12 protein-coding genes are annotated in these 15,714 nt (G+C 67.4%); 6 read left to right on the plus strand and 6 right to left on the minus strand.

Translation table 11 applies throughout. The features are described 5' to 3' along the window. Window position 1: 1 nt before the first annotated feature. The gene (locus M3B01_RS03035; RefSeq protein WP_311203192.1) at window positions 2–2,047 is read left to right on the plus strand and encodes a DUF6541 family protein; all 2,046 of its coding nucleotides are present in this window, start codon (window positions 2–4) and stop codon (window positions 2,045–2,047) included. 27 nt (window positions 2,048–2,074) lie between these two features. Here M3B01_RS03035 and M3B01_RS03040 read toward each other — a convergent pair whose 3' ends face one another. Continuing rightward, on the minus strand, window positions 2,075–3,409 hold the full coding sequence (locus M3B01_RS03040; protein WP_259789342.1) for a glycosyltransferase: 1,335 nt from the start codon (window positions 3,407–3,409) through the stop codon (window positions 2,075–2,077). Window positions 3,410–3,658: 249 nt separating this feature from the next. Then, on the minus strand, window positions 3,659–4,807 hold the full coding sequence (locus tag M3B01_RS03045) for a hypothetical protein (protein WP_259789343.1): 1,149 nt from the start codon (window positions 4,805–4,807) through the stop codon (window positions 3,659–3,661). Between the two features lie 180 nt (window positions 4,808–4,987). On the opposite strand from M3B01_RS03045, the gene M3B01_RS03050 reads away from it, so the two are divergent. Next, window positions 4,988–6,247, plus strand: a complete 1,260-nt coding sequence (locus M3B01_RS03050) for a glycosyltransferase family 4 protein (RefSeq protein WP_259789344.1) — start codon at window positions 4,988–4,990, stop codon at window positions 6,245–6,247. Between the two features lie 25 nt (window positions 6,248–6,272). Here the strand turns inward: M3B01_RS03050 and M3B01_RS03055 are convergent, their stop codons facing one another. The 3 genes from M3B01_RS03055 to M3B01_RS03065 are packed head-to-tail and all read right to left on the minus strand — an operon-like array spanning window position 6,273 to window position 9,981. Then, on the minus strand, window positions 6,273–8,174 hold the full coding sequence (locus M3B01_RS03055) for a DUF6541 family protein (protein WP_259789345.1): 1,902 nt from the start codon (window positions 8,172–8,174) through the stop codon (window positions 6,273–6,275). Continuing rightward, on the minus strand, window positions 8,174–8,644 hold the full coding sequence (locus M3B01_RS03060) for a DUF2304 domain-containing protein (RefSeq protein ID WP_259789346.1): 471 nt from the start codon (window positions 8,642–8,644) through the stop codon (window positions 8,174–8,176). Before M3B01_RS03060 ends, M3B01_RS03055 begins: the two co-directional genes overlap by 1 nt. Window positions 8,645–8,664: 20 nt before the next feature. Further along, window positions 8,665–9,981: a nucleotide sugar dehydrogenase gene (locus M3B01_RS03065; RefSeq protein ID WP_259789347.1), complete on the minus strand. Its 1,317-nt coding sequence runs from the start codon at window positions 9,979–9,981 to the stop codon at window positions 8,665–8,667. A 216-nt stretch (window positions 9,982–10,197) separates the two neighbouring features. Between M3B01_RS03065 and M3B01_RS03070 the strand changes: the two genes are divergently transcribed. Then, the gene (locus tag M3B01_RS03070) at window positions 10,198–10,902 is read left to right on the plus strand and encodes a glycosyltransferase family 2 protein (RefSeq protein ID WP_259789348.1); all 705 of its coding nucleotides are present in this window, start codon (window positions 10,198–10,200) and stop codon (window positions 10,900–10,902) included. A gap of 73 nt (window positions 10,903–10,975) precedes the next feature. Here M3B01_RS03070 and M3B01_RS03075 read toward each other — a convergent pair whose 3' ends face one another. Continuing rightward, a complete protein-coding gene (locus M3B01_RS03075; RefSeq protein WP_259789349.1) occupies window positions 10,976–11,869 on the minus strand; it encodes an LCP family protein in 894 nt (297 codons plus the stop codon). Between the two features lie 652 nt (window positions 11,870–12,521). Here M3B01_RS03075 and M3B01_RS03080 point away from each other — a divergent pair. The 3 genes from M3B01_RS03080 to glf all read left to right on the plus strand — a co-directional run bounded on the left by M3B01_RS03080 (window position 12,522) and on the right by glf (window position 15,678). After that, window positions 12,522–13,514 (plus strand): glycosyltransferase, encoded by a 993-nt coding sequence (locus M3B01_RS03080; RefSeq protein ID WP_259789350.1) that lies wholly within the window; start codon window positions 12,522–12,524, stop codon window positions 13,512–13,514. A 10-nt stretch (window positions 13,515–13,524) separates the two neighbouring features. Beyond that, window positions 13,525–14,409: a glycosyltransferase gene (locus tag M3B01_RS03085; RefSeq protein ID WP_259789351.1), complete on the plus strand. Its 885-nt coding sequence runs from the start codon at window positions 13,525–13,527 to the stop codon at window positions 14,407–14,409. A 111-nt stretch (window positions 14,410–14,520) separates the two neighbouring features. Further along, window positions 14,521–15,678 carry a UDP-galactopyranose mutase gene (gene glf, locus M3B01_RS03090; RefSeq protein WP_259789352.1) on the plus strand — a complete coding sequence of 386 codons (1,158 nt, stop codon included), beginning with the start codon at window positions 14,521–14,523 and terminating at the stop codon, window positions 15,676–15,678. Window positions 15,679–15,714: the final 36 nt, after the last annotated feature.

The raw sequence follows: 15,714 nt of genomic DNA on the forward strand, positions 1-15,714 counted from the left end.
GGTGCTGTATGGAGTGGGAGGAGTCGCTCTCGCACTCGTCCGCACGCGGATGACCGCTGTGCTGGCGGGCGGACCGTTGATCACCGCCGCGGTGCTGGCCGTGGGCGGCCTGTTGGCGAACAGCATGGGCATCGTCTACGGGTGGTGGTGCCTGCTGTTGATCACCGCTGTGCTCTGGGGGGCTGCGGCCCTCATCCGTCTGTTGCAGAACAGGGATCGGAACGCTGATGAGTCCCCGACGGGGCTGGTTGCCCGCCGCTCACTGCCTCAGCGTGCACCACTGGCACTGGTCGTGGCCGGGCTCCTCGGCATCTCGACGATGTGGTTGCCCGCGATGCTCGCCACAGCGCCGCACGAGCCGAGCCCCCGCGTCGATCCGATGTACCACTACAACGTACTGAACGCGATCGAGGAGACGGGGGTCGTCTCCATGTTCGCGGCTGTGGATTTCAACTACGGCGTGCAGGTCAGCCACGTCTTCTACCCGACCGTTTGGCACGCAGTCGCCTTCCTCGGAGTTCCGCTGGTGGGGATCATCGCTGCGGCGAACGCCCTGACGTACCTGGTGACCCCGATCCTCTTCGTGGTGAACTCCGCTCTGCTCGGCCGAGTCGTGTTCCACCGCAGTCCTGCCGCGACGGCCACCGCAGCCATAGCGGCGGGGATCCTGCCAGCGTTCCCGGGAGGTCTCGCTTTCACCAGGGCTTTCTGGCCTAACGAACTGGCCGTCGCGATGCTTCCGGGGCTACTGGTCCTCATGATCCTGCTCCTGCGCCGCTCACGCCCGGGCCTGGTGCGCAGTCATCCCTGGACGTATCTGCTCACCATCACCATCACACTCACGGCGATCGCGGGCCTCGGCTTCACCCACCCCTCGGTGTTCTTCAGCTTCGTCCTGATCGCTGTGCCGCTGCTCCTCGGTGCAGTTCTCAAGGCCCTCCGTGTGGTGCGCCGGACCATGTCCCGCCGTGCTCATCACGCCTTCGTCCTGGTCCTCATCGGTGTCTCGATCATCTGCGTGACCATCCTGTTCATCCCGGACCAGGTGCGCTCCTTCGTCATGCGCCAAGGGGTTCAGAGGTGGGACGACTTCCTGCTGAAGGGTGTCAGCATGATGGTCAACTGGCCGACGGATGTGGAGAACCCTGCAGGGGTCCTGATGGCTCTGGTCTACATCCCATTGGTAGTGATCGGCATCTGGCAGCTGTGGCATCGCCGGGAGCACCGCTGGGTCACGGTGGCATGGGTAATCCAGCTGCTGGTCATTGCGGGATCGTACTTCCCACTGCCGCTGTTCTCATCCGTTAGCGGGTTGTGGTACTCGGACACTTTCCGCCTGTACGCAGTTCAAGCGGTGATCCTCCCGCTGGTCATCACCGCCTGCGCCGCATGGGTGCAGGGCTTGCGGAGTGAGAAGGGGAGCTTGTCCATGAGGGTCCGCTGGACAGCCGTGTGGGCGGCGATCCTCGCAGGGCTGCTCGGCACCGCCTACATCACTCTGGGCGGAGCGAGGAACGTCGGTTGGGCCTCGCCGGACGCTCGCCCCGTTGCCGTGTCCCCGGAATGGGAGCTGCTGGAGCGCACAGATCAGGTCCTGCCAGGGGACGCGATCGTGATCGGTGATCCTGCATCCGGGGTTGCGTACGTGCCACTGGTCTCGGATGCGGACTCCGTCTTCACCCAGATGAACACCAGAGATGTCGACGAGGACGGCGCGTTCCTGCTGGAGAACTTCGACGACATCCACCAGGATCCACGTGTCTGCGATCTGCTGGAGCACTACGGGATCGGGTACTTCTACGAGGACGCCCCGTTTGAGTACAACTACAGTGAGCGCGAGGAAGTGATGCCGGGCTTCTACGAGGTGGACACGTCGGACGGTTTCACTCTTCTGGACGAAGGCGGCGGAGCAAAGGTGTGGCGGATCGATGCCTGTGGTCCGATCGAGCCGAATGATGCCTGGTGGCAACGCGCTGAGCGGAAGGATCCGCTGATCGACGGCCTCGACTCCGGCCAACCCGATGTGCTCTATCCCGAGACGGAGTGACCTGCCTGCGCGTCTACGGTCGATGCATCATGAATCGTGGTCGTGCCGGCCGATGAGGAAGTCGACGTAGTCCTGGCGAATGGTGGCGCGATCGCGTGAACCCAGGACCCATGCCCGACAGGCTGCGCTCTCCCGGTCAAAAGCATCTGGCGCCTGGAAAGCACGAATGCGATCGACCGCCTCCTGCACACTCGAACTTATCCAGGACCGCGGGTACACCATTCCTGCGCCACCCCACGGCGCGATCTCCGGCCAATCGCGGACGACCGGGATGCACCCCGCTGCGGCGCCTTCGGCCACGGCCTCATGGGTGCCTTCGGCCCGGGATGACGACAGGATGTAACCGCTGCTTGCAAGGATCTCCGCCACGTCCGACCGGTACCCCAGGATCTCCACCCCCGGCCCGAGGTCCTCTATCTGCGCTGCGACCTGAGTGGACCATTGTGCGGTGTAGGGACTCGTTGCATCTTCCAGGGTGGGACCTATGAGCGTGAGGACGTACCGCTCATCCTGCTCGCGAAGCTGCCTCAGGAGCGTCAGCGAGAACGACACGTCCTTGATAGGTAGGGCCCATCCGATCTGCACCAGTCGAAACCTGTCCTTCTCATCGGCAGGACTGAACGGCCGCAGGTCATGGATGTTCTGCAGGATCGGCAACTCGCCGACCTGCTCCGCACGCGGTGAGATCGATGTGATGAGAGAGCGTATCGGGAAGGCCACGAACCCGATGGCGTCGTAAGCGGCGCTGCGGGCCAGCAGTGGGTACGGGGTGAGTATCTCGAATCGGTGGATCCGTGCGACGACCCGAAGTCCGTAATCAGAGAGGTCCAAGAAGCTGAACCAAGCGAATGGAAAGGTTCCCCATTCCACGAGAACCGTGTCGGCCCAGCGCAGGGGCTCTTTCATCTGATCGGGGACCGGATGCAGACGCTGCGTTCGGTTCCAGGCGCCGCGCATGCGGATGGCCAGGCCGTGGGAGGGGCGTTCGGGGAAGGGGAGGGTGGAGACGTCCACCGAGCGGAACTCGAGATCGGTGTGTTCCGACAGGTCGGCCTTCACCCTGTCGATGAACGTCCAGGATGAGTGGCAGACGATGAGCACCCGGTGAGGGCGTTCACCCGGGGGGTCGCCTGCGTCGCGGGCGGGATCATGCTGCGAGGGGGCCGGATCGTCCGGGCGGAGCAGCATCTGCTGCGCAGCCGGTGAAAAGAGGAATGGCGAGAGGAACTCCCCGGAGCGCACCATCAGAGGCGAGTCGAGCAGGCCGTAGTGGACCGAGCGGTGGTAGGCGAGCCGTACCGCGAGGTCCACCCATGCGACGCTGATGCGCTGACGGCCTGCGGACAGAGCGTGATCTGCCATGGCGAGTAGATCCTCGACGACCGGCTCCACCTGGTCCCACGGCAGTTGGCGACCGTTCTCGAGAGCATCGAGTGTTTCCGAGTACCGTGCGAGCGCCCGCCCCCATCCGCGACCGACGGTCATGAGAGCGCCCCGTCCGGCGCGTGCCCATGATGCTCCACCCCCCAGGAGGCGCGTCAGCCGGTGCCGCACGAAATCGCTGAGCTGATCAGGCCGGGGGAATGAGGACATGGTGTCTCCCAACTGAGATCAGGCGTTTTCGGCCAGAAGGTTCCGCATGATGCGGCGAGCCACCTCGGCGTCCGTGTCGAAGCTCAGCTCTCGTGAGGCACCATCCGTCGCCGCTTTCCATCGCCGCAGGTCCTCAGCGGTGATGGCGTGGAGTGACGCGACGCAGTCCGCGCGACTGAACCCCCTGGCGACCGGGCCCAGATCGTGCTCGCGCACGATCGGCTCCATCTCGACACTGGGGCCGATGGCGATGCCCAGACGGCCCTGGACGTAATCGAAGAACTTGTTGGGCAAAGTGAGTCGAGCGTTCGTGTTGAACGGCTCGATCCAGAAAACTCCCAGATCGTAGGCGTTCAGGGTGGCCGGGAGCTCGGCAGGAGCAACAGGAGGATGGAAGCGGACACGATCGCTTCCTTCCGCCCGGCTGCGCAGCGTGCGCAGATAGGCACCGTTGTCGTTGCCCGGCACCAGGTAGAGGTCCAGGGTGAACCGCTCGGGCAGGGCCATCACGGTATCGATCATCAACTCGAGGTTGCGACCTGCCACAGCCGCCCCGGAGTGGACCAGTCGAACCCGGTCCTCGATCACCGCTGTAGGCGCGAGATCCTGCCATCGAGCTGAGTTCCGCATCACCGTGGTCCGGATCCCGTACCGCCCGTCGTACAGGGCGGCGATCTTTCCGCCAACAGCGGTCACCTCCTGGCATCGGGGGAGATAGGTGCGACACAGGTGGTCCATCAGGGGAGCGACCAACAGGCGCCAAGAAGCGATGTGCGTGCGTTCTTCCGGGGCCCATTCGTGCATGTCGGCCCAGATGGGGCTCCCATGGGCAACCGCGTCAGCGAGAGCGAGGATGCGTGCTTCGTTGGCCACCACCGCATCGAAGCGCCGCCCCCTCAGTGCCTTCAGCACCCACTGCACAGCGGGAGCTGCGAGTTCTGCGCTGCGCAACCGGCGAGCGGCCAAGCGCGCCACCCCCGTGATCGACTGCGGAAGAGTCTTGAGGTCCGGCGGCACCTCGATGTGCTCATCGGAATCCTGCGGTGCGGGCCCGTACCCCACCGTGGTGACGTGTCCGAACTCCTTGACGACGGAAAGCTGTCGTAGGACACGAGAGTCACGGTCGATCGGCGAAAGGCTGATCAGCAGTATCGCGGGGGTTGGCACGGGCCCACTATAGCGATGCTGTGCCAGGGGAGGTCTGCCGGCGGGGATGGGCTGCCTACCAGCAGTGATGGAGTGCCTGCCAGGAATGGCTGGACCGCGGACCAGTACACTCGACGCGTCGCATCGGCGCAGCATCCATTCCGTCCGAGCCGAGCGAGCAACCCCGATGAGAGGTGCACCATGCTCAAGGCAGTCATCAACAGGTTGCGTCGAGCGATGCCAGGTCGGAGGGTCCAGGTCGGCCGCCGCAGCGAGGATCGGCGGCTCACGGGTCGCGTGGTCGTGGCGACGCGCCTGTACGCACCGGAACCCACCCCGGCAGCGTTCCGTCACGAGGCTCTGGTCGACGAGCTGCGGCGCCGTGGGCATCGTGTCCGGGTCCTCACCTCCTCACTGCCCCGTTCTGTTCCGGTGCAGGATGACAGTGACGTCTCCCGCTGGCCGGTGCTGCGTGATTCCCAGGGGCATGTGAAGGGCTACGCCTCTTACATGAGCTTCGACATTCCGTTGATCCTGCGTCTCCTCGCTGTTCGGTCTCCGCGGGTGTTCGTCGTCGAACCGCCGCCGACCACTGGCTTCGCCGTGATGCTGGTATCGCTGATCCGTCGGGTCCCCTACGTCTACTACGCCGCTGATGTATGGGCTGACGCCAGCCGCACGTTGCAGGGCGTCCCCGGCATCGTCCCTGCAGTACTGGGGATCGTCGAACGCATGGTCTGGAGGAGAGCCGCGCTGATCCTTGCCATTTCTCCCGGGGTCCAGCAGCGTATTCACGAGCTGATCGGTCAGCGAAGCGCCATCGCAATGGTGGGCAATGGGATCCGGATGAACGGGTACACCATCGAAGGTCCGGAACGAGGATCGGCAGGATCTCCCCGATTCATCTATGCGGGGACGGTGTCCGAATGGCATGGGGCCGGGATCTTCATCGACGCCTTCATGGCGGTTGTGGCGAAGCACCCCCATGCTCGCCTGATCTTCTTCAGCGAAGGCGCGCACAAGAGCGCGCTCGAGCAGAAGGTCGCGCGCGCAGGCATCGCGGGGGTGGAGTTCCATTCCCGGGTCCCCACCGAGGAGCTGTCACGCCACCTTCGCAGTGCTGTGGCTTCACTCGCCTCGGTCGCCCCAGGGCAGGGATACGACTTCGCCATTCCCACCAAGATCTACGCCTCCACGGCTTCCGGCACCCCCGTGATCTATGCCGGGACAGGACCGTCTGTCGGGATGGTGCAGGACGGCGGCCTGGGGTGGGCCGTCGACTATACGACTGATGCCGTGGCTGAGGCGATGCTCATGGCTATCGCGGCACGAGCGGACGGCACCGCGCCGAGCCCCTCGACACTGCGGGAGTGGACCGCTGAGCATGCGAGCCTCGAGGCCAGTGCCGCACAGATCGTGGACCTCTTGGAAGCAGTCGAGCGCGGCGACGCAGCGAGCTGAACCTTCCAGGGCAGGCCTCGGCCGGTCAGTCGCATTCGATCGCATACAGCGCGGAGTGGTGCGTGGAGGCCAATGGCGTGAGCCCGTCGATCCGGGTCTTCTGGAGAGGCGTGTAGTCCGGACTCGAGTTGTAGCTCCGGGCATCGACGTACACGTAGCCGACCCCAGCTCGTTCCAGCACGTCGCAGTTCTGTGCGGAGGGGTTCGCCGCGGCCTCGATCACCTCGGGGTCCGGTGGGCGCAGGGCATGGCCAGCTGTCGGGAAACGTACCGGTTGGCCGGACTGAGCGAACAGATGCGCGCCGCCTGAGAATGGACTGGCTACGAGGACCTTGTCATGGTCCAGGGTCGGGCCGATGGCTTGCAGCAGCTCCCACTCCTCGGTGTCGAAGTATCGGTTGCGGTCGCTGCGTTCGAGATCGAAGTTCGCGGTTGTGTTCTGGACGCGCTGTGGGATGCTCGACAGTGCCAGCACCGTCACGATCACGGCCCCGATGGCAACACCGTGACGTGCCCGCTCGATGCTCCGGGACCTGCCTGACATCCACCAGCGGCCGATCTGGGCGAGGCCTGGAATGGCGATCGTCACCGCGATGAGGGTCATGAGCATCGAGATCCGATCCTGGCCGCGATACCACAGCACGCTCAGTCCCAGACGAGAATCGACAGCGGCATCGAGGTAGAGAGCCGATGCGATCGTCGCACACAGCAGCGGTCCCCAGGAACGGCGACGCAGAAGACTCCATGCACCGATCCATGCGAGGACCCACAACCCCACGCCCGCTGACATCGGCCACACAGTCAAGAGCCCGGTGGCCACCTCACCGACCGCTTGCGGCAAGGGCACGGCGAGACCACCGTCGAAGTCCTGGGCGACGGCGCTGGCTGGGAGCAGCACGACGGCGAGCACCGCTGCGCCGGCGGCGGCTGGCACCAATGCCAGTGGCCATCGAGACCTCTGGATCCTCACGATCCGGAAGGCATCCAGTGCGGTGAAGGCCAGCGCCATTATGCAGGCTGCCACGAACACATTGGGGTGGAGCAGTGCGACGCCGGCCATGCAGAGAACGATCAGCCCCAACGAGATGATGAGGCCCTGGGGTCGGACTTGCCCGGCTGCCGATGCTCGCCACGCGGAGATCGCCAGCGCCCCTACTCCCGGCAGCACTGCGAATGCGACGAGGTTCGGCGTCGCGGAGAGATGCACCCATTCACTGAGAGGTGACGCCGGAGCCAACAGGGCCATCGCTGCAGCGGCCGGCCCGGCCCACGGTACCCGCGGCCACAGAGCGCGTGCCAGAAGGGCGAGCCCTACCGACCATGGCACCACGGCCATCGTGATGGCAGCGGCGTTGTGGGCGATCAGCGTGGGGGCAGGGACGAGAGCTGCCACATCGTGGAACGCGGCGGGATAGAGGCTGGCCCGGGAATCCGAGAAGGCGATCGTGCCGAGGGTGAGTGTAGAGCCGTCACCAGTGGAACGGACGTGTTCGATGGCGTTGAGGTGGTACAGAGCATCCCACCGCTGCAGCACTGCGCCGACGCCCGGCATCGACCAGAGGACCGGGCCGACCGCGATGAAAGCAGAAGCACCCACGGCAACGGCCCAACCGATCAACTCCCGCCCGCGCAGGGTGGCAGCGCGGGGAACGGCCGGAATCGGTGCATGGACGCACCAGCGCCCCGAGACTGCTGCGATGACTGCGATGAGCGCCGTCGAGATGACAGCAGTAGGAGCTCCCCAGGCCACCCCGACTTTCTCGGCAATGATGGCGCTGATCGCGAACCCGCCGGCGGTCAGTGCCGGTGCCGCTCCCATGGCGTACAAGCGCGGAAGGCGCGCCAGGCGAGCCCAACAGTACCCCGGGGCATAGACGAGCAGAACGGTGCAGAGGACCGCGACGGTGAAATGGCCCGCATCAGCCATCAGTCATCGAGCGATGCGCGAGGCTGCAAGGACTTGTTCCGGTAGCTCAGTGTGTCCTCAGCCTCATCGATCGCGAGACGTCTGGCCAGATAAGTGGTGCGCTTCTCCTCGTTCTTGGCGCGAGCCTCCTGCAGGGCGAGGAAGCCCAGCAGCACCACCACCGTCGCGTACAGCAGCAGGTCCGCACCTCGTCCCACACCCACGAAGTTCGCCACCTGCGTGAGCACCGTCGGGAAGATGACGGTGAGCACCGCGAAGATCGCGAAGAAGATGATCAGCAGGCGCCGCACCGCGAGCTGCTTGGCCCCGCGCTTCATGAATAGCCATGCCGTGATCACCACGATGCCCAGGATCAGCAGCATCTGGATGATGAACGAACGGTTCGCGAAGGCCCTCCCACCCGGAGGCGAGGCCAGCAGGTCGCCCCCGGCTGTGATCAGGGGGAGGGTGTCGGTGAGCAGCGGCAGCATGGGCAGTCCCGAGGGTCCGATCAGTTCTCGGCGTGGGTGGAGGCGGAGCCGTCGCCGAGGACCAGGCGGGGGGTGCCGGTCCAGTTCTCGGCGGTGGTGATGTTGCGGCCGTCGATGATCAGCTTCACCCCGGGCACATCACTGGCGGTGAGCTCGGCGTATTCGGGGTGGTTGGTCTGCACGATCACCAGGTCCGCCGCCTCCCCGATGGTGTACGGGTCCCAGCCGAAGCCCTGCAGCTCCTCGGGGGTGTAGAACGTGTCATGCACCGCCACCTGGGCACCGCGCTTGCGGAGTGCTTCGACCACGGGGAACACACCGGAGAACGCGGTCTCCTTCACTCCGGCCCGGTAGGAGGCGCCCAGCACCACGGCCTTCATCCCCGCCAGGTCGCCCAGCAGTGACGCGGCCCGCTCCACCAGCTTCTCGGGCACCGAGGCGTTCAGGGTGCGTGCGGTGCGCACCGTCTCCGCATGCGGGTCGGTGGAAAGGTACAGCCGCGGGTACACCGGGATGCAGTGCCCGCCCACCGCGATGCCGGGCTGGTGGATGTGCGAGTACGGCTGCGAGTTCGACGCCTCGATCACTTTATACACGTCGATCCCGTTGTCCTGCGCGAACAGCGCGAACTCGTTGGCCAGCCCGATGTTCACATCCCGGTACGTGGTCTCGGCCAGCTTGGCCAGCTCCGAGGCCTCCGGGGAGCCCAGGTCCCACACCCCGTTGGGGCGGGCCAGGTCCGGGCGCTCGTCGAAGGTGAGCGCGGACTCGTAGAACTCCCGGGCCTTTGCCGCGCCCTCCTCGCTGATGGCGCCGATCAGCTTGGGGTACTTGCGCAGGTCCTCGAACACGCGGCCGGTCAGCACCCGCTCCGGGGAGAACACCGCGAAGAAGTCCTTCGATTCCTTCAGGCCGGAGATCTCCTCGATCATCGGCACGAAGCGGCCACGCAGGGTGCCCACCGGCAGGGTGGTCTCGTAGGAGACCAGGGTGCCCGGGGTGAGGTGCTCGGCCAGGGAGCGGGTCGCGGCGTCCATCCACGCGAAGTCCGGCTCCCACGTCTCGTCGTTCACGAACAGCGGCACCACGATCACCACCGCGTCCGCGCCGGGGATCGCCTCGGCGTAGTCCGTGGTGGCCCGCAACCGGCCGGCCGGCACCAGCTCGGAGAGCTTTTCCTGCAGATGCGCTTCCCCGGGGAACGGTTCGGTGGCCTGGTTGATCAGCTCCACCTGCTTCGCGTTCACATCCACACCGATCACCTCGTGACCGGCATCGGCGAACTGCACCGCCAGCGGCAGCCCGATCTTCCCCAGAGCGACGACAGCAGTCTTCACGACGATTACTCCTCCTCGGACGCCGCACAGGCGTCAGGTTCGACGGTGTCGACCACCGGTGGCGGTCACGCCGACAGGGTATCCTCCATCGGGCGTCCGAGCCCTGAACCGGGCCCCGCGTAGATCGATGTGCGATGCATCGCTCCGGCCACCGCGACACCCGGCTGGCGGGCGCTGATCCGACGTGCCGTCCCGTTCCGTCCTTAGAGTGAGCACATGAGCCCAGAATCGCCCACCCCGGAGCCAGCCCCCGGAGCCGATACGACCTGGTTCGTGGTGCCGCTGTTCAACGAGGGCACGGTGGTGGGCGACGTGATCCGCGATCTCCGCACCCGATACCCGCTGGTGGTGTGCGTGGACGACGGAAGCCACGACGACTCCGCCCGGATCGCAGCGGAGGCCGGGGCGGCCGTGGTGCGCCACCCCTACAACATGGGGCAGGGTGCCGCCCTGAAGACCGGCATCGACTACGCGTTGCGCGACCCTCACATGCGCCAGATCGTCACCTTCGACTCCGATGGCCAGCACCAGGTGGAGGACGCCGCCCAGATGATCGCGCTGCGGGAGCAGGAGCAGGTGGACGTCGTGCTCGGTTCTCGCTTTCTCGATACGCGCACCAAGCCCGGACTGATCAAACGCCTCGTGCTGTGGGGCGCGGTCCACTACTCGAACCTCACCAGCGGTGTGAAGCTCACCGATGCCCACAACGGGCTGCGGGTGTTCGGACGCGAGGCCTGCGAGAAGATCACCATCGAGCAGAACCGGATGGCGCACGCCTCCGAGATCGTCGAGGAGATCGGCCGCCACCGCCTCACCGTGCGGGAGCACCCGGTGCACATCCTGTACACCGACTACTCGCGGTCCAAGGGCCAGTCGGTGCTCAACTCGGTGAACATCGTCATCGACATGCTGTTCCGCTGACCAGCCCCCACTCCTGGGAGGTCGACAGCGGGCGGGGAGCCGGCGATGAACGTGCGGTGGCACGGGCCACGGCTCAGCCGCCTGCCGACACCTCGGCGCTGCCGTCGGCGATCGAGCCGAAGAACGCGGCCACATCCTCCTCATCGGTGAGGATCGCCACCCCGGAGTGCCGGGTCTGGAAAGCCGGATCCTCGATCGGCAGTACGGGCATGGCGCCGTCGGCCATCGCACCACGCGCCGACAGCGCCATGCGGCCGACATCGATGATCCCGGTGCCCTCGCTGGTGGTGAGCGCATCGGACCCGGCTCCCGCCAGGCGCACCTGCGAGACCGGGTTCAGCAGCACGCCGGGGGAGGAGACCCGGTCCATGAGCGCCCCCACGAACTGCTGCTGGCGCTGCTGGCGGCCCAGGTCGGCTGTGGGGTCGAAGTAGCGGGCGCGAACGAAGGCGAGCGCCTGCTCCCCTCCCACGTCGTGGCAGCCCGCGGTCATGCGAAGACCGGAGCGCTCGTCGTCCACGTCCTGGTCGATGCACAGGTTCACGTGCCCCACCGCGTCCACGACGTTCTGCACCCCGTCGAAGCCGATCTCCACGTAGTGGTCGATGGTCAACCCGGTGAACTCCTCCACCGTCTCCACCAGCAGAGGCGCCCCGCCGAAGGCATAGGAGGCGTTGAGCTTGTAACTGCCGTGACCGGGGATCTCCACCAGCGTGTCGCGAGGCAGCGAGACCAGGTACTCGGTCCCGTTGGTTGCCTTGTGCAGCAGCATGATGGTGTCGGTGCGCACCCCCTGGGTGCCGTCGTCAGCGACGGCGTCGCCGTCCCGGCGGTCCGAGCCGGCGATCAGGTAGGTGGTGCCCGGTGTGTCCGCGCGCCCGGACAGCGCATCCACGTGATCGATCCGACTGTCGGCCCACAGCGTCAGCCCGGCCCCCCAGCCGAGCACCACGATCAGCAGCAGCACCAGCAGCGTGACCCCCAGTCGGGCCGGTCTCGGGATGCGGGAGGGGCGCCGCCCGGAGCGGACGCCCCTGGGTGGCGGTCCGCTGGGCCGCGAGCCATCGGGCCGAGGCCCAAGGGGCGCGCCCCCGGTGGGACGGACATCGGGCGGCGGCCCCACGGTCGGGGCTCCCTGCGCAGATGCGCCGGGGACGCGGGCAGTGGCGGCCTCGGGTCGGCCCGGAGCTTGGCGCGGCAGGGGGCGGGTGTCACGATCGGCTGGCCGAAAACGGTGGCTCGATCCGTTGCGCGGGCTGCGCGGAACCCGGGGTACGGGACGGGCACTACCGCCCGCGCGCGCCCGGTGTCCCGGTCTTCGCGGCCCGTCGGCGTCGGGGGAGCGCGGGGGCTGCTGCTCGGACACGGCCGGTGCCCCTTTCTTCGTGCCGGATGCTTCAGGCCGGATGGCGACTCGTCGGCCGCGACCGATCGCCACCGGGCGGCGGTCGCGCTCGACAGGGTAGCCCTTCTGCCCGCGCGCCCGGCGCAGCGGAGCAGGCCCCCGAACATTTCGCGAACCTTCACAGCTCTTCCTCGTGCCGGCCCCGGCGCACCAGCAGCGATCCGTAGACTGGTCCCGCGCCGCCCGGGCGGCCGCAACGATCGCAGGAGGCGCCGTGACCCATCCCCCCGCCGCAGGCCGCGAGACCGCGCATGCCAAGGCATCCGCCCAGCGCGTGGTGGCAGTGGTCGTCACCTACAACCGCGAGCAGCTGCTCGCGTCCTGCCTGGACGCCCTGGCGGCGCAGGAGCGCCGCCCCGATGCCGTGGTGGTGATCGACAATGCCTCCACGGACGCCTCGGGGCGTGTCGCCGAGGAGCACCAGGTAGGGGCCGATGTCGTCCACCTGCGCCGCAACGTGGGCGGGGCCGGTGGCTTCGCCGCCGGAATAGCCCGGGCCCTGGTGCGGCACAAGGCCGACTGGGTGTGGGTCATGGACGACGACACGATCCCGCGACCCGGCGCACTGGCCGCCCTGCTGCGCGCCCTCGAGCTCTCCCCGGTGCGGCTCAGCGTGCTCAGCTCGCGCGCCGTGTGGACGGACGGGCGCGACCACCCCATGAACAGGGCCCGCACCCGCCTGGGCGCGAGCGCTCAGGACAAGCGCGACGCCGCCCGCGCGGGAGGTCGGCCGATCCGTACCGCCAGCTACGTCTCGGCCCTGCTCAACGCTGAGGACGTGCGCCGTCTGGGGCTTCCGTACGCCGACTACTTCATCTGGTCGGACGACTTCGAGCACACCGGCCGCCTGCTTCGCCACGGCCGCGGGATCCACGTGCCGACCTCGGTCGTCGAGCACCGCACCGCCCGCTTCGGCGACGCTCAAGCCAATCCCGGATCCCGCTTCTACTTCGATGTGCGCAACCGGATCTGGGCGCTGCTGCGCACCTCCTCGTTCTCCCCAGTGGAGAAGGTGCTGTATGGCGGGCGCACCGGCCTGGGCTGGGCCGTGCGCCTCCTCCGCCACCGCGGGGACCTGCTCGGGGTGGGCCTGCGCGGGGCACTCGCCGCCGCACGCCGCGGCCCCCGACCCTCGGCAGTTGTGCTCGAGCTCGACGGCGAGGTTGCCGCCGATGTGCGCCGCATCGAGCGCGCCGCCGGCCGGTGAGCATCCAGTCATGACCATCACCAGATCCCACGGCGCGCCCTTCAGCGTGCTGATGCCCCTGTGGGGCGGTGACGATCCCACCTGGGCCGAGCGGGCGATCACCTCGGCCACGCTCTCCCAGCAGCTGCGGCCCGATGTGCTGATGCTCAGCATCGATGGCCCCCTTCCCTCGCCACTGGAGGCGCTCGTGGAACGCGTGGAGGCGGGGAAGTTCGGCCCGGCCCGCGTGCTGCGCCATGAGACGCACCGCGGGATAGCACCCACCCTCCAGGACGGGCTCGGCACCGCCCCCACCGAGATCGTGGCCCGGGCGGACGCGGACGACATCTGCCGGCCCGAGCGCTTCGCGCTGCAGATCCCCCGCATGGTGCGGGAGGAGCTGGACCTGCTGGGCGGCGCCATGCGGGAGTTCTCCGATCGAGTCCGCCCGGGCAGCGGGCCCCTCCGCGCCCGCCCCTTGAGCCAGCACCAGATCAAGGCCTATCTCCCGCATCACTCGCCGTTCCACCACCCCACGGTGGTCCTTCGTCGATCCACGGCTCTTGCCGTGGGCGGGTACCGCGACCTGCCGCTGCTGGAGGACTACTGGCTGTGGGAGCGGATGATGCTGGGCGGGGCACGGATGGCGAACCTGCCGCAGGTGCTGGTGGACTATCGGGTCGACGACGCGCTGTTCGCGCGTCGCGGGGGGCTGAGGCTGCTAGCCAGCGATCTGCGGCTGCAGAGGATGATGCTGAAGGACGGCGTCACCGGCCCGGCCCTGTTCCTGCGCAATGTGGTGCTGCGCGCCGGGTACCGCCTGGCTCCGGGGTGGGTGCGCCGTCTGGGCTACCGTCGGTTCGTCGAGGCCGGGCCCGACCTGCCCACCCGATCCGGTGCGGGCGCGGACGGATGACGGTGCCCACACCTCGCGGCGCGCCGAGTCCACCTGCGGTGTCCTCCCAGCCGCTCGGCTACTGTGAACGCAGCCTCCACCGAGGCGCTGGACCATGCGAAAGGACCCTCTGTGGCGACCCCTGACCTGCTGATCGTCGGATCCGGACTGTTCGGGCTGACCATTGCCGAGCGCGCAGTGAACGAGCACGGACTGAACGTGACGATCATCGATCGTCGTAACCACCTCGGCGGCAACGCCTACTCCGAGCGGGACCCGGAGACCGGCATCGAGGTGCACAAGTACGGTGCCCACCTTTTCCACACCTCGAACCAGCGGGTGTGGGAGTACGTGAACAGGTTCACGAGCTTCACCGGCTACCAGCACAAGGTCTACACCACCCACCGGGGCGTGGTGTACCCGATGCCCATCAACCTGGGCACCATCAACCAGTTCTTCCAGGCCGCCCATACGCCGGACGAGGCCCGGGCGCTGATCGCCGAGCAGGCCGGGGAGCTCGCGGGCACCGATCCGGAGAACCTCAACGACAAGGGCATCTCCCTGATCGGTCGGCCCCTGTACGAGGCATTCATCAAGCACTACACCGGCAAGCAGTGGCAGACGGACCCCAAGGACCTGCCGGCCTCGATCATCAGCCGCCTGCCCGTGCGCTACACCTACGACAACCGGTACTTCAACGACACCTACGAGGGCCTTCCCACCGACGGCTACACGGCCTGGCTGGAGCGGATGGCGGACCACCCGAGGATCGAGGTGCGGCTCTCGACCGACTTCTTCGACACCACCCAGGAGCTGAACCGCGACGCCGTGCGCGGCCGGCTCCCTGTGGTGTACACCGGCCCCGTGGACCGCTACTTCGACTTCGCCCACGGCGATCTCAAGTGGCGCACCATCGACCTGGAGACCGAGCACCTGGACACCGGCGACTTCCAGGGCACCTCCGTGATGAACTACGCCGATGCGGATGTCCCCTACACCCGCATCATCGAGCCGCGGCACTTCCACCCCGAGCGCGACTACCCCAAGGACCGCACCCTCATCCAGCGCGAGTACTCGCGCTTCGCCGAGCGCCACGACGAGCCGTACTACCCCGTGAACGGCTCGGCCGATCGCGAGACACTGCTGGCGTACCGCGAGATGGCCGCAGCCGAGCAGCGCACCCTGTTCGGCGGTCGCCTCGGCACCTACAAGTACCTGGACATGCACATGGCCATCGGCTCTGCCCTGACCATGGCCGACAACGACCTTCCCGACCTGCTGCGGGCCTGAGTGCCGCCGGTCCCGGCACGTCCACCCGCTTTCGCA

Source organism: Brachybacterium sp. p3-SID957, assembly GCF_025144775.1.
In the GTDB taxonomy this organism is placed as follows: Bacteria; Actinomycetota; Actinomycetes; order Actinomycetales; family Dermabacteraceae; genus Brachybacterium; species Brachybacterium epidermidis.